General features: G+C 61.2%; 22 protein-coding genes. 19 read left to right on the forward strand and 3 right to left on the reverse strand.

The features are described 5' to 3' along the window. Positions 1–161 precede the first annotated feature (161 nt). The 6 genes from Pla111_RS12700 to Pla111_RS12725 all read left to right on the forward strand — a co-directional run bounded on the left by Pla111_RS12700 (position 162) and on the right by Pla111_RS12725 (position 7,494). Complete coding sequence (locus Pla111_RS12700) at positions 162–1,187, forward strand: D-2-hydroxyacid dehydrogenase (protein ID WP_146574823.1); 1,026 nt, start codon at positions 162–164, stop codon at positions 1,185–1,187. A 193-nt stretch (positions 1,188–1,380) separates the two neighbouring features. Further along, a complete protein-coding gene (locus tag Pla111_RS12705) occupies positions 1,381–2,484 on the forward strand; it encodes a serine/threonine-protein kinase (protein WP_146574824.1) in 1,104 nt (367 codons plus the stop codon). Between the two features lie 166 nt (positions 2,485–2,650). Then, a complete protein-coding gene (locus Pla111_RS12710) occupies positions 2,651–3,967 on the forward strand; it encodes a hypothetical protein (RefSeq protein WP_146574825.1) in 1,317 nt (438 codons plus the stop codon). 121 nt (positions 3,968–4,088) lie between these two features. Then, positions 4,089–5,174 (forward strand): tRNA dihydrouridine synthase DusB, encoded by a 1,086-nt coding sequence (gene dusB, locus Pla111_RS12715; protein WP_146574826.1) that lies wholly within the window; start codon positions 4,089–4,091, stop codon positions 5,172–5,174. 40 nt (positions 5,175–5,214) lie between these two features. Next, positions 5,215–6,129: an SHD1 domain-containing protein gene (locus tag Pla111_RS12720; protein WP_197525009.1), complete on the forward strand. Its 915-nt coding sequence runs from the start codon at positions 5,215–5,217 to the stop codon at positions 6,127–6,129. A 66-nt stretch (positions 6,130–6,195) separates the two neighbouring features. Beyond that, positions 6,196–7,494, forward strand: coding sequence for an outer membrane protein assembly factor BamB family protein (locus tag Pla111_RS12725; RefSeq protein WP_146574828.1), 1,299 nt, complete (start codon positions 6,196–6,198; stop codon positions 7,492–7,494). A gap of 47 nt (positions 7,495–7,541) precedes the next feature. On the opposite strand, the gene Pla111_RS12730 is transcribed toward Pla111_RS12725, so the two are convergent. From Pla111_RS12730 to Pla111_RS12740, 3 genes are all read right to left on the reverse strand, one after another. After that, a complete protein-coding gene (locus Pla111_RS12730) occupies positions 7,542–7,922 on the reverse strand; it encodes a hypothetical protein (protein ID WP_146574829.1) in 381 nt (126 codons plus the stop codon). A gap of 27 nt (positions 7,923–7,949) precedes the next feature. Beyond that, on the reverse strand, positions 7,950–9,038 hold the full coding sequence (locus tag Pla111_RS12735) for a DUF1559 domain-containing protein (protein ID WP_197525010.1): 1,089 nt from the start codon (positions 9,036–9,038) through the stop codon (positions 7,950–7,952). A 329-nt stretch (positions 9,039–9,367) separates the two neighbouring features. Then, positions 9,368–10,981, reverse strand: coding sequence for a sodium-dependent transporter (locus tag Pla111_RS12740; RefSeq protein WP_146574831.1), 1,614 nt, complete (start codon positions 10,979–10,981; stop codon positions 9,368–9,370). Between the two features lie 207 nt (positions 10,982–11,188). Between Pla111_RS12740 and Pla111_RS12745 the strand changes: the two genes are divergently transcribed. From Pla111_RS12745 to Pla111_RS12805, 13 genes are all read left to right on the forward strand, one after another. Continuing rightward, the gene (locus Pla111_RS12745) at positions 11,189–11,944 is read left to right on the forward strand and encodes a helix-turn-helix transcriptional regulator (protein WP_231931010.1); all 756 of its coding nucleotides are present in this window, start codon (positions 11,189–11,191) and stop codon (positions 11,942–11,944) included. Next, the gene (locus tag Pla111_RS12750) at positions 11,941–12,633 is read left to right on the forward strand and encodes an NADH-quinone oxidoreductase subunit B (protein WP_146574833.1); all 693 of its coding nucleotides are present in this window, start codon (positions 11,941–11,943) and stop codon (positions 12,631–12,633) included. Before Pla111_RS12745 ends, Pla111_RS12750 begins: the two co-directional genes overlap by 4 nt. A gap of 119 nt (positions 12,634–12,752) precedes the next feature. Beyond that, entirely contained in the window at positions 12,753–13,610 is an 858-nt protein-coding gene (sufC, locus tag Pla111_RS12755) for a Fe-S cluster assembly ATPase SufC (RefSeq protein WP_146574834.1), read from the forward strand. Between the two features lie 144 nt (positions 13,611–13,754). Further along, a complete protein-coding gene (gene sufB / locus Pla111_RS12760; protein ID WP_231931012.1) occupies positions 13,755–15,188 on the forward strand; it encodes a Fe-S cluster assembly protein SufB in 1,434 nt (477 codons plus the stop codon). Between the two features lie 130 nt (positions 15,189–15,318). Continuing rightward, entirely contained in the window at positions 15,319–16,635 is a 1,317-nt protein-coding gene (sufD, locus tag Pla111_RS12765; protein ID WP_146574835.1) for a Fe-S cluster assembly protein SufD, read from the forward strand. After that, a complete protein-coding gene (locus Pla111_RS12770) occupies positions 16,632–16,979 on the forward strand; it encodes a Rieske (2Fe-2S) protein (protein ID WP_146574836.1) in 348 nt (115 codons plus the stop codon). The genes sufD and Pla111_RS12770 overlap by 4 nt, the downstream gene beginning before the upstream one ends. Before the next feature lie 4 nt (positions 16,980–16,983). Continuing rightward, on the forward strand, positions 16,984–17,301 hold the full coding sequence (locus Pla111_RS12775) for a metal-sulfur cluster assembly factor (RefSeq protein ID WP_146574837.1): 318 nt from the start codon (positions 16,984–16,986) through the stop codon (positions 17,299–17,301). 142 nt (positions 17,302–17,443) lie between these two features. Further along, positions 17,444–19,159, forward strand: a complete 1,716-nt coding sequence (locus tag Pla111_RS12780) for a hypothetical protein (RefSeq protein ID WP_146574838.1) — start codon at positions 17,444–17,446, stop codon at positions 19,157–19,159. 266 nt (positions 19,160–19,425) lie between these two features. After that, a complete protein-coding gene (locus Pla111_RS12785; RefSeq protein WP_146574839.1) occupies positions 19,426–19,704 on the forward strand; it encodes a hypothetical protein in 279 nt (92 codons plus the stop codon). Between the two features lie 57 nt (positions 19,705–19,761). Then, a complete protein-coding gene (locus tag Pla111_RS12790) occupies positions 19,762–20,889 on the forward strand; it encodes a sodium ion-translocating decarboxylase subunit beta (protein WP_146574840.1) in 1,128 nt (375 codons plus the stop codon). A gap of 251 nt (positions 20,890–21,140) precedes the next feature. Continuing rightward, positions 21,141–22,943: a biotin/lipoyl-containing protein gene (locus Pla111_RS12795; RefSeq protein WP_146574841.1), complete on the forward strand. Its 1,803-nt coding sequence runs from the start codon at positions 21,141–21,143 to the stop codon at positions 22,941–22,943. 247 nt (positions 22,944–23,190) lie between these two features. Further along, the gene (locus Pla111_RS12800; RefSeq protein ID WP_197525011.1) at positions 23,191–23,961 is read left to right on the forward strand and encodes a helix-turn-helix transcriptional regulator; all 771 of its coding nucleotides are present in this window, start codon (positions 23,191–23,193) and stop codon (positions 23,959–23,961) included. A 172-nt stretch (positions 23,962–24,133) separates the two neighbouring features. Beyond that, positions 24,134–26,371, forward strand: a complete 2,238-nt coding sequence (locus Pla111_RS12805; protein WP_146574843.1) for a hypothetical protein — start codon at positions 24,134–24,136, stop codon at positions 26,369–26,371. Positions 26,372–26,397 lie beyond the last annotated feature (26 nt).

The following is a 26,397-nucleotide window of genomic DNA, read 5'->3' on the forward strand; positions in this document are numbered from 1 at the left end:
CTAATGTCACGCGGGGCCCCGCTTAGGCGCATGCCAGCTATCTGCCGGGTCAGCCGGTCGTTGGCCTCGGGCAGAGCTTGCCGAACCGCTACGGTCTAGCAACAACTGCCGCTAAGCCCTGTAGTTTACCACGGCGGCAACCAGTGATCCAATTACGGCCAATGGCAACTTCATCGATAACCCGTCCGCGGATTGTGCTCTGCTACCCGGTGGAAAGCCGTCACTTTGCGCGAATCGAGCAACAACTCTCGGATATTGGCATCGATGCCGAGCTTATCGACGCCGGCCAGCAGCATATTGCCGACGAGTTGCTCCAGGCCGACATTTACTGCGGTCACGCCAAGGTGCCCGTACCGTGGCCGGAGGTGGTCGCTCAGGGGCGGCTCCAGTGGATCCAATCGTCGGCGGCCGGCATGGACCACTGCCTTACGCCCGAGGTCGTTGCGTCCGACATTGTCGTTACGAGCGCCTCGGGAGTGCTGGCCGACCAAGTCGCTGAGCAGACTTTCGCGCTGCTCTTTGGGCTGCTCCGGAGTTTACCCGTATTTTTTCGTGCTCAGCAGGCTCACGAGTTCGTCCGCCTGCCAACGCGTGACCTCCACCGAGCCCGGGTTGGCATCGTGGGCTTCGGGGGAAATGGCCGCAGGCTGGCTGAGGTCTTGGCCCCGTTCCGCTGCGAACTGATCGCCACCGACCTGTTCCCACACGACAAGCCCGAAACGGTTAGTCAACTTCTCCCCGCGGAAGCTCTCGACGGGTTGCTCCCCACGCTCGACGTACTGATCCTGACAGCTCCGCTAACGGATCAGACTTGCGGAATGTTCGATGCCGACCGGCTTGCTCGGCTGCCTTCGCACGCGTTGCTGATCAACGTCGCACGGGGGGCAATTGTTCAAGAAAAGGCCCTGGTTGAGGCGCTCGCCGCAGGCCGGCTTGCTGGCGCTGGTGTCGACGTGACCGAGATCGAACCGCTTGATCCCGCCAGTCCGCTGTGGGATCTGCCGAACGTGATCATCACCCCACACGTGGGGGGCCAAGCGGCGACACGAATCGACGACATGACCGAATTTTTTTGTACAAATCTGCGGCGTTTTTTCAGCCGCCAGCCGCTGCGAAACCTTGTCGATAAAACGCTCGGATTTCCTCGCCCCGAGGACGCGGCCTGGCGCATTCCCGGCGGGCAATAACCGCCGAGAAATGCGCTTGCAGGCCGTGATCTGCGTAGACGTTGGTCGCCGAGCGCCTAAACTAGTAAGCTAGGGGGATGATGCCTTTCAGCTGACCTCCTCTAGCCGCGCCCCCGGGCGAGGCGCTACGTCCCTGAAGGGAAGCGGGACGCCTCCTCCCAGCACCATGGCTACGGCTGCGACGCCGTGCGTAATGAATACCACGGTTATCCAGCAGGCTCAGACCCGGACCTACACGGGCGATCCGCCTGTCGCTGCGCAAAACTCATTGCTTTGCCAGCGCTACGACGATCTCGTTCAATCGGTACGCCTTGGCTGGACGGAGCACCTGCGTTTGCAACGCCTGCTCGGCACGGGAGGGCAGGGCGTTGTCTACCTGAGCGAACGTCGTGGGGCAGACAACTTTACGCTGCCGGTGGCGCTCAAATTTTTCTCGCCCGAACGCTACGTCGACGAACGGTCTTACGATCAGGCGATGCGCCGCATCGCCGAGGTTAGCGGCCGCGTCGCCCAGATCCAGCACGACAACCTGATCGACGTGCAAAACTTCATCGAGCGCGAGCGGATCCGCGTGCTGGAAATGGAGTGGATCGACGGCTACGACCTCGACCTGCTCCTTACTCCCTCGATGCTCAGGCGGGTCAACAAACGGGTCAGCCCCGAGCGCTGGAAGTACATCAACAATGTCATCGCAACCGAAGGCCCCGTGCGTCCACGGCTGAAGGCCGGCATGGCGGTGGCGATTGTCCGCGAGGTGCTCAGCGGTCTGGCCGCGCTGCATCGCGAGGAGATCGTCCACGGCGATATCAAGCCCTCCAACATCATGGTCAAGCGCACCGGCAATGCGAAGATCATCGATATCGGCTCAGCGATCGATCTGAACAACCTTCCGGCACAGCGTACCTGCACACCACAGTATGCCGCCCCGGAGATGCTCGAACGCGAAGAGTTCACCCCGCGATCCGACTTGGCGAGCTTGGGTTATGTGCTGATCGAGATCCTCGCCGGGCAGCCGCTGTTTGCCGGGATCAACGATTACGCGGCGTTGCTCGAAGCCAAGCGGACGCTTCCGCAGCGTCTCGAAGCGATTCTTCCCGAAGAGGTTTCCGACAGCAGCCTGCTTATGGGGATCTGCCGCCGACTCACCGCCCCCGATCCGATGCTTCGCTACGGCAGTGCCGAGGAAGCCGATACCGGCGTCAACGGGTTGGCGGAGTTCCAGCGCACGCTCGTTCGTGGCGACCTTGCTAGCGAGTACGAAAACGAGTTGCGTGTGTGGCTCCAAGAGCTTGATTAGCCGCTGCGCGGGCCAACCGGCCCGACCGCTAGCACCGCGAGCGGCATTGACCGCTCTCGCGAATTCTGCAAGCTACGGCTTCACATGCGGCGCGCTGTTCGCGGGAGGGCACTCTTGCGACCCGACAGCCAGGAGATCCCGCCGCTTTCAGACCGGAAGGAACCGGATGATGTGTCGCTTTGCCGCGATCTTGCTGGTGATTACCACCTCGTTGGCCATCGCTCCCCGCGCGGAAGCGCAGTCTCGTTACCCCACTTCGACGGGGACTGCGGGCGAGGACATGTCTGACTTTTTCAAGGATATGCCGGGCACCGCGAGCCCGAACGGCGGAGCGGCCCCCAACAGCGCCAATTCGCGTTACAGCAACGGACAAGGGATCGCCCCCCTGGATACTTCCCCGTCTGCTCCACGCCGATCGACGCCGCCGAACAATCCGTTCGCCGGTTCCGCGCCGGCTTCGCGAACCGGCACGGGTAACACACCTCTTACGCAGGGCGGCCTTTCTAGCGAGGGACGCGCCCCAAACACGAATCCGCTGCGCACCTCGCCAGGCAACCCGATCGACACACGCGCCCCCTCTTCCATCAGCCGAGGGTTGCCCCCCGGATCGGTTGCCAACGCCGATCTGCCGCGGCAGCCGGCAATCGACAACACGCGCGAAGCCGCTACGTACGCCATGCTCAGCAAGATGATGCGCGCGCATCCTTCTTCGCGGCTTGCAGGCACACCCACTGCGCTGGCGACACTGCTGGTGAACTCCGGCGATCGGCAACAGCAGGGCATCGTGACCGACGCGTATTGGCAGCTTACCGCTTCGGCGATTGACTATTACTTGAGTCTCCACGAGGCGGACGAGGTCAACCGACTTGAGCGTAGCGTGCCAACGTATAGCACAGCGCTCGGCGAGGTTCGCCAAGCCCTACAGACGCGGATCGAGACCTCCCTCAAGTCAGCACGTGCCGCACAGCTACGCCTGGAGCAGCTCGCGCCGGGGGTGTCACGTCCATTGCCTCAAGATGTGCCTTTCTGCGGGCCCTACGCGACCCGCTACGAGCAGATCTTCACCGGCGGCGCTCCGGAAGAGGCACGGCTCTTGGCCGAGTTGCTGCCGCTGCGGCTTGGCGAGCTGGAGGAGTCCGGTGCCTCGGTCGCAAAGTACGAAGCCTGGGTCAAGCAAGTTGAGGAAGCCAGCTCGCGCAGTCGCGACGGGACGGGCATCATCCGCTCGCTCGAACTGCTCGCCCTGAGCCGCCGGGCTTTTGTGCAGTTAGCTCGTGATTACAACCAAAAGATCAATCGTTATGCCCAGCTGGCGACCCCCGGAGAGGTCGACACCGGACGGCTGGTTGCTATGCTGATTCGGATGGATCTGCCCGGTCGGGCCAGCGGCAACCTGATGACTGCCGACGCACAAGGCCGGTACCAGGATCCACGCCAAGCCGGGCTCGACTTCCGTAACGAATCGTCGGGCTCAAGGCGCTAAGCGGAGCCGCGTCTCGGGCGAGCAAGTTCTCGGCGAAGTGCGCCTCGGCCGAGGCGCACTTCGAGCGGCTTGGTGCCGATCGCTTCCAAGCCCGCCCCGACGTTTTCCCCTTTGCCCGACCATGCCTGGTGGCGTAACCGCACTGCCGGCGTCCTCGCGACGTTCCGAGACCCTGGGCGGCGGATCAACCGATCTGGTGGTCCCGGTTCTGAAGCCGCTGAAGATTGGCGACCTCGTGGTCGATCCGCCGATCTTGCAGGCCCCGATGGCGGGCTACACCAACTTCGCCTTCAGGCAGATCGTGCGTCAGTTTGGCGGCACGGGGTTGCTGGCCACCGAAATGGTCAACGCTCGCGGGTTTGTCTGGCTAGACGAGCAAGAAGCGACTCACCCTGACCGCTTATGGGGCGTTGCCGAGGAGCCGCGCCCGCTCGCCGTGCAGATCTGGGACAACGATCCTGAGACCCTCGCCAAAGTCGGTGCCCGGCTGGCGCAGGAGTACAAGGTATCGGTAGTTGATATCAATTTTGGCTGCCCGGTTCGCCAGGTCACGCAACGCGCTAAGAGCGGTTCGTACCTGCTGCGGACTCCGGACCGGATGGGCCAGATCATCGAGCGGGTTGTAGCGGCGTGCCACCCGACGCCTGTAACCGCCAAAACGCGTCTGGGCTGCAGCCGAGACAAGATCAATATCGGTGAGGTCGCCGAGATCGTCGAACAAGCGGGTGCCGCGGCCCTAACGGTTCACGGCCGAACGGCGGCCGACATGTTTCGGGGCGAGGCATCTTGGGACCTGATTAGCCAGATCAAGCCGCGCCTCAAGCGGATCCCGTTGATCGGCAACGGAGACCTGAGCACCCCCCAGCAGGTTGTTGAAGCCTTCACACGGTGGAATGTTGATGGGGTGATGATCGCCCGGGCGTGTCTCAACAAGCCGTGGCTCTTCCGCCAAGCAGCGGCCGCGCTGCGAGGCGAGCCGATTCCGCCCGATCCGACCCTGGAAGAGGAGCGCTCGCTGCTTCTGCACCATTTCGATCTGGTTTGTCAGCGATTTGGCGAAGAGCGAGGCGCGGTGCTGATGCGCAAGTATGCTTGTTGCTATGCCCAGGGCCGGCAGGGCGCTCGTGATTTTCGTAAACAGGTTGTCGAGATCAAGACCTCTGCCGAGTTCTACGACGTCGTGCGGCGCACCTTTCCCAAGGCTTGAGATCATCTTGCTGCTTCTCCCCTTTCCCTCATCGCATCGTATGAAGCCTCTTCTTTGTTGGTTGGCTGCCCTGCTACTGGCCTCGGTCGCGACCCCTGTCGACGCCCGGATCTGGACCGACAACTCGGGCAAATACACCCTCGACGCCGAGCTTGTCGGCTTCGACGACGACCAGGTGATCCTCCAGCGCGCCACCGACAAAGCGCTGGGCGCGGTAAGTCTCGATCGGTTGAGTGACGCCGACCGGGACTACCTCGCCAGCGAGGAAGGAGCCCGGTCGGGCAAGCGGCTTGATGAGCCCCAGATCTGGACGCTACGCAACGGATTGAAAGTGCCCGGTCGCGTCGTCGACTTTGTCAGCAAAGAGGTAACGGTTCAGCGACGCCGCGGTCGGGTTTATGTCAACGATCGGGCTTTCGAGAATCTGCCCGAGATCTACCAGCGCATCGTTCCCAAGGTGATCGGGCACTACGAGCAGAATCAGGTTCAAGACGCCAAGAGCCTCACCGCATGGCTCGTGCATCGGAAGGGCGCGCCGCAGTCTTATTCGGTCGATGGTGTGGTGCTGGAAATCGACACGGGCGATGAATACAGCGTTCCGTTCTTTCTGTTTTCAGAGAAAGATCTTGCGGTGCTCAAGCCGGGTTGGGATGCGTGGGCTGCCACGGCGGGGGACTACGACCGCCAGCAAGACACCTCGTTTGAGCTGCAATCCCTGGCTGCAGCGTATCAGAAGAACGCGGACGTCAATCGACAGATCGCCCAGATCCAGCTGGGACTTCAAGCGGTGGATGCGGGCGTTACGTCTCTGTGGGAAGTGACGCTCTACCCGACGAATGGATCCGCTCCGCTCTGGGTCGTCGTGCCAGGGCGTGACAGCCGAGTCGCGCAAGCCAATGCTTTGCAGCAAAACCCGGGCTGCCAAGTCGGCCCCGTCCGTCGCGTAAGCAACTAACCGGGCAGCACCGTATTGGAACTTCCGACGCGGCTCACCGAGTCCGATTCGTATAGGTGTGGTGCTATGTTTACCTCAACGGTAGTGCGACTGACTCTTTGCGGATCAGCTTTTGCCGGAAGCTTGATCGTCGCTTCTGAATCGCTTGCGGTTTGGCCTCAATGGCGGGGGCCGCTCAACAACGCCGCGGTGCCCTCTGGCGACTATCCGATTCGCTTGTCGGTTGAAGAGAACCTCGCTTGGCAGGTCGATCTACCGGGACCGGGTGCCTCGACGCCGATCGTTAGTGGCGATCTCACCAACGGCCGCCTGTACGTTACCTGCGAGATCGAAGGGGAAGACGCCCTGGTCGCCTATGACCTCTCGGGAACTGAGGTCTGGCGGCAGCAATTCGGCCCGCGGCGCGAGAGCAAGCATCGCAACGCCACCGGTGCCAACTCTTCGCCGGTTACCGATGGGAAATCGGTTTTCTGCTACTACAAGAGCGGTTTGCTCGTCGCCGTCGATACCGAGGGGGAAGAGAAGTGGCGGCGGCAGCTACAAGAAGAGTATGGCGCCGACACACTCTGGTGGGATCTGGGCACGTCGCCCGTGCTGACACCCGCGGGGGTGCTAGTTGCGGTGATGCAGGCGGGCGAATCGTATCTGGTGACTTTCGATCGTCAAACCGGAGAGACGGTTTGGAAGACGCAGCGCGTGTTCGAGCGGCCTCAAGAATCGGACCAAGCCTACACCACCCCCGCGCTCGTCGAGACGGAGCACGGGCCGACCGTGATTGTTTGGGGGGCCGACTTCCTAACGGGACACGACCCCAGCACCGGGGAAGAATGGTTTCGGTGTGGTGGCTTCAACCCCGATAACACACCGATGTGGCGTGCCATCGCCTCGGCAACCATCGACGCCGGAACCGCGATCGTGCCTTTCGGCCGCGGCGACTTCATCGGTGCCGTTCGTCTCGGAGGGCGGGGCGACGTGACCACGACTCATCGCTTGTGGACCGCTCAGGGAGTTGGCTCGGACGTGCCAAGCCCCGTGGTGAGTCAGGGCAGGTCCTACATCTTGGGAGACAAGGGAGAAGTGGCGTGCCTCAACACGAAGACGGGCGCGGTGCTCTGGCGAGAACGCTTGCCCCGCAGCAAGAACAAGTACTTTTCTTCGCCACTCCTGGCGGGCGATCTGCTGTACGTTTTCCGCGAAGACGGGGTAGGCTTCACGCTCCGCGTTAGTGATGACTCGGCCCCGATTCTGTCCGAGCACGACATGGGCGAAGAGATGGTCGCCTCGCCCGTGCCGTTGGGTGATGGGCGAATCGTCGTACGCACTCGCACACGGCTCTATTGCTTTTCCGGCGAGAACCGGCGGTAGGGGACCAAACTTGGGTCGCACGCCGCGCAGACGCCCCGCGATTCTGCTCAGGTCTGTCGAAAAAAGTAAAAAGAGACGATCCCCAAAAGAATCGCGCCGTACCCTGCGCCGCGTAACCAGGCGGTGATGGCCTTCGGCCGCGTCATCGCTGTCGTCCTCTTCTCTCGGAAAGCGTTCCGCGCGGCGACCGCTTTTTCATACTCGGTTAGCGTCCCGTCATAGGCCCCCAAGCGGGCCTCGATCGTCGCCCGCTCGGCGATCGGCAATCTTTCGTAGAGCTGGTAGACCCCGTCGTTCATCTTTTCGAGGGTCGCCTCATCGTCGGGGGTCCAGAGGCTGGTAGGGGGCTGGATTTGTATCCAATTGGTCGCCAACAAGAGCAGCAACACACCGACTGCCAGCGCCGATATCGGCAGAACTTGTTTCATTTTGGCAGCGTCTAGCAAAAGTCGCGATCAAGGCCGAAAGGTGTTTTGGATAAGTCGCCCGTCTTGGTGCGGCTCGCCATCGTTGATGCTCACCAGTCGCGCTAGCAAATAGGCGTCGATGTCGTCATCAAGCCACTGCCCGCCCCCATCAACGCGCGAAGCATTCACACCGCCAACATGCTGGCTCCGCGGCGCTGCGGCACCCCAGTTGTTGGCCTGTCCGCACGGCATACCATCGAAGCGCGAAAGTGTCGGTTCGGGACAGCCACGGATGGCGTCGTAGTCCAGATCGCCGTGACTGCCCGAGTTGGGGCGCTTGCTCTTATCGTCGCCGCCGACCGTCTGCTGTAGCGGCGAGTAGGCCTGCGGGGCCCACTCCGATTCAGGAAACGGCAGGTTCGAGCACGCCACCACCGGGTTCGGCGAATAAGCGTTATGCATGTCGAGCGCCAGCAGCGATCCGCCGGAGAGATTCAGCGCCCACGCGCCACGGACATCGCCCGTCTCCTCGCGGGTGCGAATCTCGGCGATGACGATCGTCTTGCTGGTCCCATCGGTAATCTGAGCGATCCGAATCGGGCGTTCGCCAATGGCACCGGGAAACAGCCGCATGCAGTTGAGGTGGATCGGGCTGACGTAAGCCGCGTAGTTTCCTTTGCCAAAACGGCGGTTGTTGTTGACGCCACGAGCCGCATAGTAACGACCCGCCGCTCCATCACTGGGGCATAGCAGCGCGGCGGGCTGCAACGCCTGCGGGTCCGTCTCGACACCGGCACCATCCGTTTGGGCATCGACCGGCACCGCTAGGTCGAATTGATCATAGAGAACGCCCTCTTCCATCTGCGGAAGGAGCGGGACGATCCAGCTGTACATCTTCGCGGAGAGCGCGTCGCCGCGTGTGGGGGCTACTTGCAGCGCGCCGCTGCCACTCGTCGCAAAGGGCGAGATGGACGGCAGGCCGCCCGAGGAAGACTCAAAGTTCAACGCCGCGAGCGTGAGCTGCTTGATGTTGTTCTGACAGGCGGTTCGGCGGGCGGCCTCGCGCGCGGACTGAACGGCGGGCAGCAAGAGCGCCACCAGGATGCCGATGATCGCGATCACAACTAGCAACTCCACGAGGGTAAAACCACGCGGAGTGCGACAAACAGCCAATGAGTGTTTCACCTTCGAGCGATCTCCAAACCGTCGTGTTGAGATGATCGCCTCTGCCAGTTCCATATCTAGTTTAGCTCAAGCAAAGGTTGAAAGCGTTGCTGCTTTCGCGCAGCCAAGTCACGCGATTAGCCTCCGGTGGAGTCCTCGAACAGGACCCGGCTAAGACAGTAACCGAGCAATGAGAGCACCAGCGATATCGAGACGCTCATTACGATCCAGCCGCCAATACTCATCGTGAATTCTCTTCCAAGGGGGGAGTAACGCCTATCGACATCCGCCTCGACCAATAATCAGATACCCTCGCCCGACTCACCTTCATCGAATAACCCGGCAGATTCCCAGCGCCGTCCCGCCAGCGCTACGAGCACGGTCAAGAAGACGGCGATCACACCGATAAACAACACCGAGCCAAACACCACGGTATCCTCCGCGATAAGCTGAATCCGCTTACCGAGGTCTTGCCGCAGCGAAGCAATAAAGATCGCGACCAGATAAACGGGTACCACGTACTTGAGCATCAACTGCACAACGTGAGGGATCCGCAACTTAGCACCTTCATGAGCAATCTGAGCGCCACGCTCGATCCCTAGGGCCCATCCGTAGAGCAGCGACTGAATCAAAGCCAACACGACGATCAGGGCCGTGCCAACCCAGAAGTCAAACGTGTCGAGCGCGACCATCCCCTTGGAAAAGTACAAAACAAAGCCGCAACCCAACGCCGAGATAAGACCCAGCAGCGCTGCGGATACGGGTCGCTTCAGGCCGAAACCTTCCTCAAAAAACGCGATCACCGGTTGAAGCATCGACAGGCTGCTGGTGATCGCCGCCAGGAAGAGCATGAAGAACCAAAGGAAGCCGAACAGCCGTCCAGCGGGCATCTCGGCAAACACGTTCGGCAGGGCGTTGAATCCAAGCCCGAAAGTACCCTGCGAACCAACCGTTGCTCCGAGGAACAGAAAAGCCGCCGGAATGGTGATCAGCCCCCCCAGGCAAACTTCGAAGAACTCGTTCATGCTCGCGGCGGTGAGGCCGCTCAGCACCACGTCGTCCTTGCGCTTTAGGTAGCTCGCGTAGTTGACGATGATGCCAAAGCCAACCGAGAGGCTGAAGAAGATCTGCCCCGACGCCGCGAGCCAGGTATCGGGCTTCCACAGGGCCGAGAAGTCGGGGTTCCACATGAACCCGAGGGCTTCGTTGAGCGTTCGACCTGATTCGTGGGCGGGCAAGGTCAGCACACGCAGCAGAACGCACAGCGCGCAAACCGCCATCAGAGGAATTGCGATCTTGCAGAAGCTCTCGATCCCCTTCGCGACGCCCCGATAGATGAGCACGAAGTTCAGCGCGAAGACGCCTAGCACCATCCACAGCAACGAACGATTGCCCGCGGTGAAGAGCGTCCCGTCGGAATCGGCCCCCACAAAGTTGTTAAAGAACTGGCCGTACTGGTCGGCTCCCTTGCCAAGCATGAGGTCACCCGACAGGTAGTTGAGTGCGTAGCCAAGGCACCACGCCTCGATCACCACGTAGTACATGTAGATGACCAGCGGGATCAGCAGCGCAGGCACTCCCAGGTACTTGGCGAAGCGGTGCCGCCAGATACAGGCAAAGACACCTGGTGCTGAGTTGAAGCCTCGCGACCCCCCGTAGCGTCCCATCGCCCACTCGGCCCAACACAGCGGGATACCGAGCACCAAGAGCGAGATGAAGTAGGGGATCAGAAACGCCCCGCCGCCGTTGGCCGCCGCTTGTCCGGGAAAGCGGAGGAAGTTGCCCAAGCCAACCGCCGAACCGGCGACCGCCAAGATGACCCCCAGGCGGGAGGTCCAGCCATCGGGAACAAGGTTGGCACCGCGGGCTTTCGCCCCCCCTGAGGAGGGGTTTGTTTGGTTGGAAGGCTCGCCCATTCAATGCCTCAGCCCAGCTTGAAGGATCCTTGGAGGAGTCTTAGGTGCGAATAATTTGCTGCCAGACTCCCGATCGGCTCCCTATCAAATCTTAAAAGGCATTGTGGGTCAACACTTTACGTCGCAAGAACCCGGCTATTGAGACCGGTTCTTATTTAGACATATTGGGTTGTCGAAAATGCTAAACGCCGTACGATGCTGTCAGTGATGAACCTCTCCGACCCCGCCGATCGTCTGCTCATCGACCACCTGCGCCGCCGCAGCGCGGCGTCGGTATCGGAATTGATGGACCTGCTCGGAGTCACGGCCACGGCCGTGCGTCAGCGGCTCAACCGGCTGATGGCCGACGGTTTGATCGGCCGGCAGCTCGACCGACCGACCGACGGCGAAGCAACGGGTCGTGGCAGGCCTAGCTACCGCTACTCGCTGACGGAACGGGGTCGCAGCGGCGCAGGAGACAACTATCAGGATCTCGCCCAGGCGATGTGGCAAGAGATCCGCTCGATCCCCGACCCAGCAATCCGCGCGGGAGCCGTCAAGCGAGTCGCCAATCGTTTGGCGGAGCGTTACTCGCCATCGATCGATGGCGAAGACCTCAAGCAGCGCATGCTGGAAATGACTCGGCTGCTCGGCGAACGCGAAGTTCCGGTCGAGCTGGATGAGTCGAGCGGGTTGCCCGTGCTGACGCTCTTAGCGTGCCCCTACCCGAAACTTGCCGAAAACGACCGCACGGTCTGTGCGATGGAGAAAGTACTGCTCTCCGAGGTGCTTGGCGAAGCGGTTCGGCTGAGCGAATGCCGATTGGATGGAGGCGGCTGCTGTTCGTTCACACCCAGCCGCGGCGACCGCCGTCGCGAGCCGACCGAGTCACTGCCGAAGGTAACTTTGTCCGACGATTTGCACGCTACCGATGGCACCGCCGGGGCGGTTGAGATCGTCTTGGCAGAGGAGGCCGTACGATGACCAAACCGTGGATCGAAGGCCGCTTCGAAGAGAACGTCATCACGACGACCGTGGAGCAGGCGATCAACTGGGCGCGTCAGTCAAGCCTTTGGCCGATGACGTTTGGTCTGGCGTGCTGTGCGATCGAGATGATGGCAACCGGTGCCGGCAAGTACGATCTCGACCGCTTTGGTGCGGGCGCGTTTCGCGCCACGCCGCGCCAAGCGGATCTGATGATCGTCGCGGGAACCGTCACCTACAAAATGGCGAGCCGGGTGCGGCGTCTCTACAACCAGATGCCGGACCCCAAGTACGTGATCGCCATGGGGGCTTGTACGGTTGGTGGAGGACCTTACTTCAAGCACGGTTACCACGTGGTGAAGGGAGTGGATCTGGTCGTGCCGGTCGACGTTTACGTGCCCGGCTGCCCGCCGCGGCCCGAGTCGCTCCTCGAAGGCCTCATGCGAGTCCAAGACAAAATCAACGGCCAACGGTTGGTGAAAATCGATGGCGGCCTCACGGGTGAAACGCCGGGCGACGAGCTGCCAGTGCCTCACCATTCGGGCTACGTAGCCCTCGCGGGTGCCCCGGAGGAAAACCCCTTTGGGCCCCAACCACTGCGAAACCATCAACAAGTCACCGCTCAACGCAAAGCAGAACAACAAGCCGCCCAAGCGGCGGCCGAACAAGCTGCCCAACAACAAGCCTAGGACCGTCACTCGGCTGAGATTCAACAGCGAGAAAGCCCTTAAGGTTCTCACCACTCTCCGTCTGCCAACCGCAGAATCGATATAAATCCCGTCCCGCAATCCAGACTCAGCAAGCCAAGATGCCGAAGACTCTCAAGATCACCGACCTGCACGTTAGCGTCGAGGGAAAGCCGATCCTCAATGGCGTCAATCTGACCATCAATCGGGGCGAGACCCACGCCCTGATGGGCCCCAACGGCTCCGGTAAAAGCACGCTGGGTAACGCCATCATGGGTCACCCCTCGTACGAAGTGACGAGTGGGTCGATCGAGTTGATCGATGCGGCCGGCAAATCGACCGACGTGCTCGAGCTGGACGCTTCCGAGCGGGCGCGGGCGGGGCTCTTCATGGCCTTCCAACGGCCGATGGCGGTGCCCGGCGTTAAGCTCGCCGACTTTATGCGCCACGCCACGACCAACGTTCGCAATCCGGATCGCAAAGAGGGAGAAGACCTGATCCCGATGCGTGAGTTCCGCAAGGAGCTGAAAGAGAAGATGGGCAATCTTCGCATGGACCTCGACTTCGCACGACGCTACGTCAACGACGGTTTTTCCGGCGGAGAGATGAAGCGTGCCGAGATCCTGCAGATGGCGATGCTCCAGCCGAAGTTCGCGATCCTCGACGAGACCGACTCGGGTCTCGATGTCGATGCGGTCAAGCTCGCCAGCCAATCGATCGCCGAGATCGGGCAGCGAACACTGGACGACGGCACCGATGCGGCCATGGGCATTCTGATCATCACCCACCACGACAAGCTTCTGGAGCAAAACACTCCGGACTTCACCCACGTGATTCTCGGTGGTCGGATCGTCGAGACCGGCGGAGTCGAGCTGGCTCACGAGCTGCACGCGAACGGCTACGACCGCATCCGAAAGAACTACCCCGAAGCCGCGAAGGCCAACAGTCAGATGCAAGAGGAAGAAGCCGTCTCGGTCTGATGGCATGGCAAGCCTCGTTACTCCCCCCTATTTGACCAATCCTGACAGCCGTCACGCCTCCGCGAAAAGCATCCGAATGATCGCCTGACGATCACTCACGAGTTTTTTGCTCGCGGCGACGCCCCCCATAACCGGAAAAGAATCATGGCAACCGATACCATGCCGTCTGCTGAAGACCTGAACGCCACCGACGAGGCGGTCTTGTCGGACATCAACAAGTACGACTTCATCACCCAAACAACCGGGGTGTTTAAGGCCCGCAAGGGGATCAACGCCGACATCGTGCGGCAGATTTCCGAGATGAAGGGCGAGCCCCAGTGGATGCTCGACTTCCGTCTGCGCTCGCTCGAAATCTTTGAGTCCAAGCCGATGCCCAAGTGGGGCGGCGCGATCAACATCGATTTCGACGACATCTACTACTATCTCAAGCCGACCGACCACCAGGGTAAGACCTGGGAAGATGTCCCCCAAGAGATCAAAGAAACCTTCGATCGTCTGGGCATTCCCGAAGCGGAACGCAAGTACCTAGCGGGCGTCAAAGCCCAGTTCGAGAGCGAAGTGGTCTACGGATCGCTCCAAGAAGACCTTGCCGAGAAGGGCGTGATCTTCACCGACACCGACACGGCGGTGAGAGAGCATCCGGAGCTGCTGCGCGAGTACTTCGGCAAGATCATCCCGCCCGAAGACAACAAATTTGCGGCACTCAACTCGGCCGTGTGGTCGGGCGGTTCGTTTATCTACGTTCCCCCGGGCGTGAAGATCGAGTTTCCGCTGCAGGCCTACTTCCGCATCAACGCGGAAAGCATGGGCCAATTCGAGCGGACGCTGATCATCGTCGACGAGGGAGCCGAGATCCATTACGTCGAGGGCTGCACCGCCCCGATGTACTCCACCGAGAGCCTCCACTCCGCCGTGGTTGAGATCATCGTCAAGAAGAACGGCCGCTGCCGCTACACGACGATTCAGAACTGGGCGAACAATATCTACAATCTGGTGACCAAGCGGGCGATGGCCTACCAGGACGCGCTGATGGAATGGATCGACGGCAACCTTGGATCGCAGCTGACCATGAAGTACCCGGCCGTTTACATGATGGAGCCCGGTGCCCGCGGCGAGATCCTCTCGATCGCGTTTTCCAGCAAAGGCCAGCATCAAGACGCTGGTGCCAAGCTCGTGCACTGCGCTCCGAACACCTCGGGCCGGATCATCAGCAAGAGCATCAGTAAAAATGGCGGCCGCAGCAGCTACCGCGGGCTGTGCAAGGTCGAGGAAGGCGCCACCGGTGCCAAGAGCAACGTGGTCTGCGACGCCCTGATCCTCGATCCCCAAAGCCGGAGCGACACCTACCCGTACATCGAGGTAGAAGAGCAGCAGGTGCAGATCGAGCACGAGGCGTCGGTCTCACGCATCGGCGAAGAGCAGCTCTTCTATCTCATGAGCCGGGGTCTCAGCGAAGCGGAAGCCAGCTCGATGATCGTCTCGGGCTTTATCGAGCCGCTCGTCAAAGAGCTGCCGATGGAGTACGCCGTCGAGATGAACCGCTTGATCGAGCTCCAGATGGAAGGCAGCGTGGGCTGAGCCAGCCGCGACCGCAGCTTGCGGCCCCATGTTCGTGGCACGCAGTCGCTAACCCGCCCGCTCCGCTTTCTTGCAATCACAATTGCCACGGTCCGCCGCGGCCTCCTAACTTTATTATTGGACTACCCAGATGACGGCTATCGCCGAATCGGGCTTCGACACTTCAGCGTTCGAGGCGTTGCTCAACGATCGCACTGCAGAACCAAAATGGCTCTCCCAGCGGCGTAGGGATTCTTGGAAGGCGTTTGAACAAACCGCCTGGCCGAATGGCAAAGAAGAGGAGTGGATGCGGACCGACATCCGCCTGTTCAAACTCGATAAATTTTCCTCTGCCCCGGCTGCTCAGCCGGGCTCCGCGGCGGCGTTGCTCTCCCACGGAGTTGAGCTGGGGGGCCGCATTGAATCGACCAATGGCCGGACCGATCTCTCTGAGTTGGACGCCGACCTAGCCGAGCAGGGCGTCATCTTTGGCGGCTTAAGCCAAGTCGCGATCGAGCATTCCGACGCGGTAGAGAAGGCGTTCGCCCGTGGCGTGGTGAGCCCCACCTACGATCGCTTTGCGATGCTCAACGACGCGTGCTGGACCGGTGGCGTTTTCTTGCAGGTACCCAAAGGGGTGCATATCGAGAAGCCGCTGCACGCGATTTCGCGTCTCGGCGGCGAAGGGGCTGCTGACCTAAGCAAAACGGTTGTGGTCCTCGGAGACGGTGCCGAGGCAACGCTCCTTATGGAGACCCTCAGCGAAGATGCGATTGCTGCCGGCCTGCATAACGGCACGATCGAGATCGTGCTCGGACGCGGTGCGAAGCTGCGTTTTGTGAGTCTCCAGAACTGGAACAATCGCACGTGGCACTTCGCTCACCAAAAAGCGTGCGTCGGCCGCGAAGCTCAGCTTCAGTGGACCATCGGTGCCCTCGGTGCCCGACTCGCTAAGGTTAACCAACAGGTAGCGCTCGTCGGGCCCGATGCCGAGGCGCAGGTGAATGGCGTGATGTTCACACAGGGCAAGCAGCACCTGTGCTACAACACGCATCAGCACCACGAAGCCGCCTACTGCCGCAGCGATCTGCTCTACAAGGCTGCTCTCCAGGATCAGTCACGCACCGTGTGGCGCGGCATGATCAAGGTCGATGAGGCCGGACAGCGTACCGACGCCTACCAGCGCAACGACAACCTGATGCTCTCGAAAGACGCCCGGGCCGACTCGATTCCGGGCCTGGAGATCGAGGCGGACGATGTCCGCTGCACACACGGCAGCACCAGCGGGCGAGTGGACGATCACCAGATTTTCTACGCCATGGCCCGCGGATTCACCCGCCAAGAAGCCGTGCGGATGATCGTCACGGGCTTCTTTCAGCAGGTGTTTGATCGCATCACAATCGATAGCGTGCGTGAGGCGTTGGGCGAAGCGATCGGCGCACGCGTGCAGGATTTGCCCAACCAATGAACGATTTTCACTCGGTAGGCCCTACCACCGACTTCCCCGACCCCTCATCGCAATTAGTCGAAGTCGATGAGATCGCGGTTGTCTTGATCCACGCCGCCGGTCATTTTTACGCGCTCGACGACGTCTGCACGCACGATGGCGGCCCGCTAAGCGACGGCGATCTGTGTGTCGAAGAAGCCACGCCCACGATCGCCTGCCCCCGCCACGGGGCCCAGTTCGCACTGGCTGACGGTGCCGCGGTGACGATGCCCGCCACCAAAGCGACGCAAGCGCACGAGGTGAAGGTCGAGGGCGGCCAGGTCTACGTCCGGCTGTGCGATTCACACGCTAATACAAGGAAATAACGCCATGGCTGTCGCTGAAGACGTCGTTCGTGAAGCCCTTAAAGAGGTCATCGATCCCGAGCTGTTCGTCAACATTGTTGACTTGGGACTGATCTACGACGTAACGGTCACCGAGGGCGATGAGGGCAAGAGCGCGGTGGCCATCGAGATGACGATGACCAGCCCCGCTTGCCCGGCGGGCCCGCAACTCCTCAGTCAGTCCAAAGAAGCCGCCGGCAAAGTCGAGGGCGTTGGCGCGGTCGAGGTCAAACTCGTGATGCAGCCGCCGTGGACCCCCGATCGCATGACCGAAGACGCCCGCGACCAGCTGGGCATTTTTTAAGGAACATCGGTTGGCTTGCTGAGAACCGGGCCTCTATTCCTCGCCTCTTCGGGGCGAAGCAAGGGGAGCTTAGCGCCTAAGAATGCGCACCCTCGTAATATTCTACTGAGCCAAGTTGCTTAGTACGAAGAGAGGGAACTCCATGAGTTGCGTAAACCATGCGGTGCTGATGCCCAGCACCGCAAGAACAGCACGTGTTGCCCCCGGCACCGTCTGGCCCCGTTTGATAGCCGTTTGGCTCCTGCTTTTCGGCCAGGCGCTGCCCGCCATCGCCGACGTTGGATTATTATTCGACGAGGATTTTACGGATGGGGCACTAGATGACATAGGTGCTTGGCCAGGGGCCTGGAGTCTTCATGGACAAGCCGGATTCCGACCCACAAACTCAAGACCAGCAACGCCACTTGCGTTGAGCAGCCGAGTAAATCTCTCCGCGGGAGCGTGGACCGATCGGGCGGACTGGTCGATCTTTAGTGGATCGCAACGGTTTGATATTCCCGTGCATAAGCAGCACGAAGTCGTTGTGGTCAAGTTCACAGCTTTCTCCGACATCGCCCGATCGAGTCGATTGCACTACGGCGTAGAGGTGGCGATGCTTGACGAAACGAGTCACCCCGACTTCCAGGGAGCGCCGCACTTTGGTCATGACCTGAGCTTTGAAGCGATGCAGGCTTTTAGCTCGTCGCCTACGGTGCAGTCGCAGCTGGAGGGCAACGTGGAGAATCTAGGGGCCAACAATTTGGCCACGACATATTCCCACTACGACGGTGGCACCAACGACGCCGCGCTCGACAACCTCTATGAAAATCTTGTCATCTGGCGTAACCGTCCCGGACAGGGCAGCACGAACATTGAGCAATGGGGGGTCTCACGCCAAGGTGACTATGACGTCGGTTCCGAGATGAACAGCATGCTGAATCCCACGTCGGAATACGCCACCTTCAACAAGGTGCAGATGACGCTGTTCCGGAACCGTAATACCACCGGGGAGATCGTGCGCAACGAGACAACCGGCTCCAATGCACAGATCGGATTGACCCATGCTCAAGTCGGCGTTACGCGTCGCACTGATTTCAATCTGGACTACACCACAGGAATGAGCGACTACTTTATGTTGGCTGCGGGTTGGGGCAGCGGCAGCAAAACGATGCTTACGGGAGACGCCAATAACGATGGCAACACCGACGAAGCTGACTTTTTACTGCTCACCGATGATTGGGCCATCGGATCTGAGCAACCCGTCACTCGATACACCTACGACACCGCCGCGCGAGAATCATCTTCTGAGCTTCTGCTCGAGGTCAATACAACGACAGGGATGATCCGTTTGCTGGGTAGTGAAACACTCGTCACGGGATACGAAATCGTCTCGGAGGGCGGACTTGTTGCTGAAGGAGCCTCGCAGATTTGGAACGCCCAATCGGGCGGATTGCCACTCCACACCAACACAACTCATCGCTTGAGCGATCTCGACTTAAGCGGAACAACTATCGGCCAAACTCGTTTAGGATTGGTCTACGACATCTCGAAGGACCTGCAAGATCTGAAATTCACCTGGCAAGGTGCGCTGGGTGAAGCCACACGCACCGGCTCGGTGACCTACATTCAAGGCTTGCCTGGTGATTTCAACGGTGACGGCTCGGTAGACCTTGCCGATTACACTGTCTGGCGTGACGGAGCCGCTCCGACAAACTCCGCCTATCTTTCATGGGCAGCAAATTTCGGGGCACTTGCTAATGGTGGTTCATACGCGATGAGCACGCCGCTGACCTCCGTGCCCGAACCCGGTTGCTGGCTGATCAGCGTGCTAGTAGTCGCTGCGCTTAGCAGCACAAACAGCCGGATCACGTCCGCCTAGCAATTGAAAGGCGGTGCCTTCTTCGGCTTCCTAAGACCGGCACCTTGCAGCTTGCTCGCACGCGGATTACGGTCATCATTGGCCGAGATCGAAGCTGCGCAAACCTTGCCCCCAACGTGTAGGGGTGAAAGAGGTCCCGCTCTGTGGCGGTTAGACGGCCGCTTCTCTTCAGTTCAGGAACTGCCGTGTATCTCTACGCACTGATTCCGAGCGTTTTTGAGACGGTGTCAGACCCAGCTACTTCCGCAGCAGCCACGATTGCGGCTGTGGCATCTGCATCGCCGCTCCGCGGCTGGGAAGCGATCCGGGCTGCCGATGGCATCGGTATTTGTGTCACGGGCACCGTGATCGTGTTCGTCGCTTTGACGGCGATCAGCCTGTTCATCGCGCTCTTGCCGCACTTGCTTGCCGCGTTGGGACCTTGGTTGCCTGAGATCCATTCGCACCACGACCAACCGCTGCCCACTGCCTCAGACTCGAGCGCCGAACAGACCCGACGGCTCGCGGCGACGGTCGCCTGGGCTCGTCACCAGCAGCGACCTTAGCGACCGCGCGTAACGGCTTCTTCGCAGCGACTCTCTCCGACACGCTGATCATCGCGAATGGACATTCTCTTCGATTTCTTGAAGACGACCGGCTTTTACCAGATGACGCCGGGCAACCTGGCGATGATCGCCATTGGCCTGCTCTTCATCGCGCTGGCGATTATCAAGGATTACGAACCGCTGCTGCTCTTGCCGATCGGTTTCGGGACGATTGTGGGCAACATCCCCAGCATCGAGAGCATGGCCCTCGGCGTCTACGACCAGGGGAGCGTGCTGAGCTACCTCTACTTCGGCGTGAGTCAGGGCATTTTTCCGCCGCTCATTTTTTTGGGCATCGGCGCGATGACCGACTTCTCGACGATGCTCTCGAACCCCAAGCTCGTGATGCTGGGTGCCGCGGCGCAGGCAGGCATTTTCTTGACGCTGCTGGGGGCGCTGGCGATGGGGTTCTCGCCCGAAGAGGCCGCGGCGATCGGCATCATCGGCGGAGCCGACGGCCCCACGGCCATCTTCCTGGCCTCGAAACTGGCACCGCACTTGCTCGGGGCGATCGCCATCGCCGCCTACTCGTACATGGCGCTCGTGCCGGTGATTCAGCCCCCCATCATGCGGCTGTTAACGACCCGTAAAGAACGCCTCATCCGCATGAAGCCCCCCCGGCAAGTGACGCGGCATGAGCGGATCCTGTTTCCGATCGCCGGTTTCCTCATCTGCGCGATGATCGCCCCCGGATCGCTCTCGCTGATCGGCATGCTGTTCTTGGGCAACCTGCTCAAAGAAAGCACCGTCACCGAGCGGCTGGCGAACACGGCCCGCAACGCGATGATCGATATCGTGACAATCCTGCTGGGTTTCTCCGTCGGTGCGAGCACCGACGCCCAACAGTTTCTCACGCGTCAGTCGCTGATGATTTTCGGTCTGGGGGCCGCCTCGTTCGCCATTGCCACCGCAGCAGGGGTGCTGTTCGCGAAACTCATGAACCTCTTTTTAACCGACAAGATCAATCCGCTCATCGGTGCCGCGGGGGTGTCGGCGGTGCCCGACTCGGCGCGCGTCGCCCAGATGGTCGGCCAGAAAGAAGACCCGCACAACCTGCTGCTGATGCACGCCATGGCACCTAACGTGGCGGGGGTGATCGGCTCGGCCGTCGCCGCCGGAGTGCTGTGGTCGGTGATGGTCGGATAGAGCGATTGCGGAATTAGCAATGGTGCGAGGGCCCCGATGGATTGAGTGAAAGCCAAGCGGTGGAATGTTGTTTTTCCCCTCCCGCTTTAGGGGGAGGGGCAAGGGGAGGGGGCAGCACCGGGTACAAGGCACGCCTCTTCTCCTAGCACCTCCTGCGAAAGGAGGAGGGAGAAAACTCAACAGCTCTACCCCCCTCGCAATCCGATCTCCGCATTCGCCAAACCCGGTTTGACAACACAAGACTGCTAGACATGACCAAACGCATCGACTTCATGTGCACGGCGTTCCGCGACGGGTTTCAATCCGTCTACGGTGCGCGGGTCCTCACGCCCGACTTCCTGCCAGCGCTCGAAGCCGCGCGGGACGCGGGGATCACCTACTTTGAAGCGGGCGGCGGTGCGCGCTTCCAGTCGCTGTACTTCTATTGCCAAGAAGACGCCTTCGACATGATGGACGCGTTTCGCGCGACCGTCGGCCCCGAAGCCAACCTGCAAACGCTGTCGCGCGGCGTGAACGTGGTGGGGCTCGAATCACAATCGAGCGATATCGTCCGCCTGCATGCCCAGCTGTTCAAGAAGCACGGCATGACGACCATCCGCAACTTCGACGCGCTAAACGATGTCCAGAATCTCGTGCACAGCGGCAGGTGCATCGTCGAAGCAGGGCTCAAGCATCAGGTGGTCGTCACCATGATGGAGCTTCCGCCCGGTTGCACCGGCGCGCACGACGCCGCGTTCTACGAGCGTGTGCTCCGCGGCATCCTCGATGCTGACATTCCTTACGATTCAGTCTGCTTCAAAGACGCCTCGGGCACCGCCGTGCCGTCGAAGGTTCACGAAACCATTAAACGTGCCCGCAAGCTCCTCCCCACGGGCACCTATATCCACTTTCACACGCATGAAACGGCCGGCGTGTCGGTCCAGGCCAACATGGCCGCCCTCGAAGCCGGTGCCGACGCGATCGACCTGTCGCTCGCCCCCTGCTCGGGCGGCACGTGCCAGCCCGATGTGCTGGTGATGTGGCACGCGCTGCGTGGCACCAACTACGAACTGGATGTCGATGTCGACAAGGTCCGCGCGGCCGAAGAGGTTTTCAAGGACTGCATGAAGGAATACTTCCTTCCGCCCGAGGCCGTGGCCGTCGAGCCGCTCATCCCCTGGAGCCCGATGCCCGGCGGCGCCCTGACCGCCAACACGCAGATGCTGCGTGACAACGGCATCATGGACCGCTACCCGGAGATCATCCGGGCCATGAGCGACGTCGTCCGCCGCGGCGGCTACGGTACATCGGTCACGCCCGTTTCGCAGTTTTACTTTCAGCAGGCGTTCAACAATGTGATGTTCGGCCCGTGGGAGAAGATCGCCGAACCGTACGGCAAGATGGTGCTCGGCTACTTCGGCAAGACGCCCGTGCCGCCCGATCCGGAAGTGGTCGCGCTCGCCGCGAAGCAACTCGAACTCGAGCCGACCACGCGTCCACCGCTGGAGCTGAACGACGCCGACCCGCAGAAGGGGGTCGAGGCCGCCCGCGCGATCCTGAAGGAGCACGCTCTGCCCGAGACGGACGAGAACCTGTTCATCGTCGCCACGTGCAAGGACAAAGGGGTCGCGTTTCTGAAGGGCGAAGCCACGCTCGGCGTTCGCAAGCAGTCGGCAGCGGCGTGCGGCGATTCACCGCCAGCGACCGGCCCTGCCGCCTACACGGTCACGATCGAGGGAAATCGTTATCAAGTGCAGGTCGAGGGCGATAAGGTTCTAGTCGACGGCAAGCCCTACGAGATCACCGCCCAAGCGGCCGATGCGGCCAGCCCTGCGCCGGTGCCAACCGCCTCGGCAGCCCCGGCGACCGAGGTCCACGCGCAGATGCCAGGGGTGGTGCTCCGCACGAACGTCCAGCCGGGCGACCGCATCGCCGAGGGTGCCGCGCTACTGGTGCTCGAAGCCATGAAAATGGAAGTGACCGTGCCTTCGCCCGCCAGCGGCACGGTCGCCGAGGTCTGCGTCAGCAAAGGCCAGCAGATCGCCAGCGGCCAGTTACTGGCGAAAATTCGTTAGCGAAGTTGTACAAATCGCCTGATTGACTGCCACACTATCGGGGGCATAGCAGCGGGGCGTTCAGCCGTCTTGCACAGTTCGTGGCCGCTGAATGCAACGAGTCAGCTAAGTGCCGCAGCAAGATCGAGAACCACGCCAGCGCTTGCGGCAGGCTCTCCTCTTGCGAATGCTAGCATCGCGAGGCTATCTTTGGCGCGCACGATTCAGCGGGCTTATTCGTGATTATCTGCTCTCCGAGGGTAAGCTGATGACGCTCCCGTTGCGCGAGGTGGCGCATCTTGAAGGATTGCTCAAGGCGTTGACTAAGCCGTCGCTTTTAGTCGGCGACGGAGAAGAGCGTCGGCGACTAACTATCAACGCCCTGTGCGATCTGCTCGACGCTGACGCGGGACACTGGTCTTGGGGGCGCGGCAACCCGACGACCTCGACCATAGCGCCGCTCGCGTTTATCGATGTCGGTTTCACGGCTGACCAGCGTGTCGCATTGTTCCAGCACGCGCTGCATCCGGAGACGGTCCGCACGTTCCAGGGCCGCCTGATGCCGATGCTCACTGAAAGATCACCCTTAGGGGTCACACGCCGCGATGTGCTTGCTGATCCAGAGTGGCTGGAATCCACGCACTGGCAAGACTACGTGCGTCTTACGGGGCTCGACTCGTGGGCCCACGCGATTCATTACCACAGCGACGACACTTGGTGCTGCGTTCACCTTGTTCGCCACTCGGGCCGCGAAGAGTTCGGCCCCGAGGCGGCCCGACTGCTCGAGCAAGCGGTCAAGAATGTCGGTTGGTTGCTCGTGGGAGCGGTCGAGTCAGTCCCTCCCGAGACCTTCACAGGCCTGACTCCGCGGCGACGGACCGTGATGGCGATGCTACTCGATGGGCTTTCGCGCAAAGAGATCGCTGGGCAGCTAGCAATTTCCGAAGAAACAGTGGGCGACCATCTGACCGCCATTTATGAGCATTTTGGGGTACGAACCGCGGGCGAGCTGGCGGCCCGATTTCTCCGCGCGAGCTAGCCGGCCCCAAGCTTGCAGGGGCGATCACCCCCCGGATCCAGTGATTGCGGCCAGCCGCGAGCGAGAGTGACAATCAGCCTGTTGCTGACGCTCCCTCTTATAGCCGGAAAATCAAATGGCTTCCTCACAGCATGGTCCAAGGTGGTGCAATTTCTCGCGGCGGAAGGTTGGAATGTGGCTCGTGTTGCTGGCAATGGCACCCTCAGCGACGCCGGTGACAGCTCTCGAATTCCGACAAAACGTCGCGTTTAGCACGGGCAACCAGAGCCTGTGGGCACCCGGCCAGGCGGTCAACCGGACCTTTGTTTTTGATGATCTGCGCGCCGAACTAGACGCCCAGATCCCATCGGTAAACTTCGATCCCGTGAAGTCGGCCCTGCAGTTGCTCGACGGATTGCTCGGCACCGGTGTGGCTGACTTGCTCGGCGTTGGAGTGTCGGTGGGCGGGGGTATCTCCGGCGAGGCGGGCATCGAATTTGGTTATCACGTCAACGGCGGGTTGTTTCATATGAACTACCCGGGACGTTCGAGCCTGGACTTCGCCACCTACGCGGGGACGGGTGCCATCGCCTCGGGACGCGACAACCGCATCTCCACGGCCTTTCTGCCGGGCCTGTCGGCACCAATTGATCCTTCGCGGGGGATAGGATCACCTCTCAGCATCCGCGGCGGCGGCGGGTACGACGTGCGCGACCTACCAGGTGCCGGCTTCGAGACGTTCCAAAACCCTAGCTTTGGCACGCAATTCCCCAACGCCTCGGCCTGGGCTGACATGTACGTCAACGCTTCGGCCTCTGCCACGATGGAGGTCAACGCCCTGTTCGAGAAGTTCACCGTCCGCGTGCCGGGGATCGATGTCAATGAACGGGTCCGGCTGGCTGAAGTAAATCCAACGGGAATCTATGTGGGGGGCATCGATAAGGGGATCTCGTTCGGTCAGCCCATCAACCTGCCGGGTGTAGGTCAAGTGACGCTCAGCTACCCCGACGTGACGGTCACCAGCACCGGTCCCGACGGTGCTGGTGTGCTCCGGGGCTCGGCGTCAAAACCGATCGTGAGCCTCCAAGCCCAGCTCGAAAAGCTGGTCCCTGTGGTCGGTGCCTTTCTCTCAAACAAGGTGGGGCCATTCGGCTACACCATCGTCGAGACGCTCGGTGGTCCAACGTTGAACCTCTACCAAGACGTCTCGTTCACGCCCCAGCCGCGTGTCGAGCTCGCGTTTAGCAAGCCGGTGCTGCGGCGGATGCCGAACGGATCACTCGAACCGACGAACCTGATCAACGTCGCGTTGGGTGAGTCGCTCGACATCCAGCCGATGTTCGGTTCATCGTCGGTGATCGACGTTCAACCGACTTACTATCTCAACAACACGTTCACCAACCAGATCGGCCTGTCGCTGGGCGTTGACTTCGACATCGATGCGCTGAAGCTGATGACTCCTGTCGGCAACCTGGGGCCCGCGCTACACAAGGACTTGACTTTCAGCGACCTGGCGCGGATTCCGGTGGGAAACTTTCAGTTCCAGATGCCAATGACACCGGTGCATGCACGAAGGTTTGTTCTAAGCACCGTGAATCCGACGACCCTGATTGACGGTGCCTCGCTCACGCTGCAAAGCTCGCAGCTCTTGTCGAGCGACCCCGTCACCGGTCGTGAGACACACCGGTTCGTCGCCAACGATGCGGCAACGATGACCAGCTACACGTTTGACGTAACCGGAACGGGAATCAGTATTCTTGGTGCACCCGAACTCGATGTGCAGTTCGCGCTCGTGGCCGACAGCGACGTGATCGTCACCCACCCCCAGACCGGTCAGCCGGTCGCCAACCTGGGTCGCCACCTCTGCTACGCCTGCGACTACGACTACTCCGAGTTCTTCGCGGACCCGATCGATCTCGTGACGCCCGAGGGCACGCTGTTCGTCAACCCGTTCTTTGACTTTACGTCGGGCATTGTCGACACCAGCGGCGACCCCAACCTGAACGGCAACAACTACTACCACACGAGCAACTCCGTCGAAGCAGTTCTCGACCCGATCACGACCGAGCCGGTTGCCGTTCCTCCGGGAGTGCTGTTCAGCAACCTCAACGAGCCCCATCGCGACGCTACGCCCATCGGCGTCGGCCCCGGCGACTACTGGGCCGCGCAATCCTTCTATACGGGGGATAGCCAGTACGCATTGCGGAGCATCCGAGCGATGGTGGCCGCAACGGGAGGATCGCCCGACGTGGTCGCCGGCTTATACAAGTTTGCTGAGGGGGAGTTCACCATCGGTGAGCTGGTCGCGGTACTCACGCCGCAAGAGCTGACGAGCGATGGCCTTCCCCCGATCTATGTACCACCTGCGATGAGAGAATCGGGATTGTTGAACTCTACTCCGCTGGCCCTCCGTAGCGGAGGGGCCTGCTGAGGCGTAGCCGAAGCAGGCCCTGGAGC

This window comes from Botrimarina hoheduenensis, assembly GCF_007859815.1.
GTDB classification, from domain to species: Bacteria; Planctomycetota; Planctomycetia; order Pirellulales; family Lacipirellulaceae; genus Botrimarina; species Botrimarina hoheduenensis.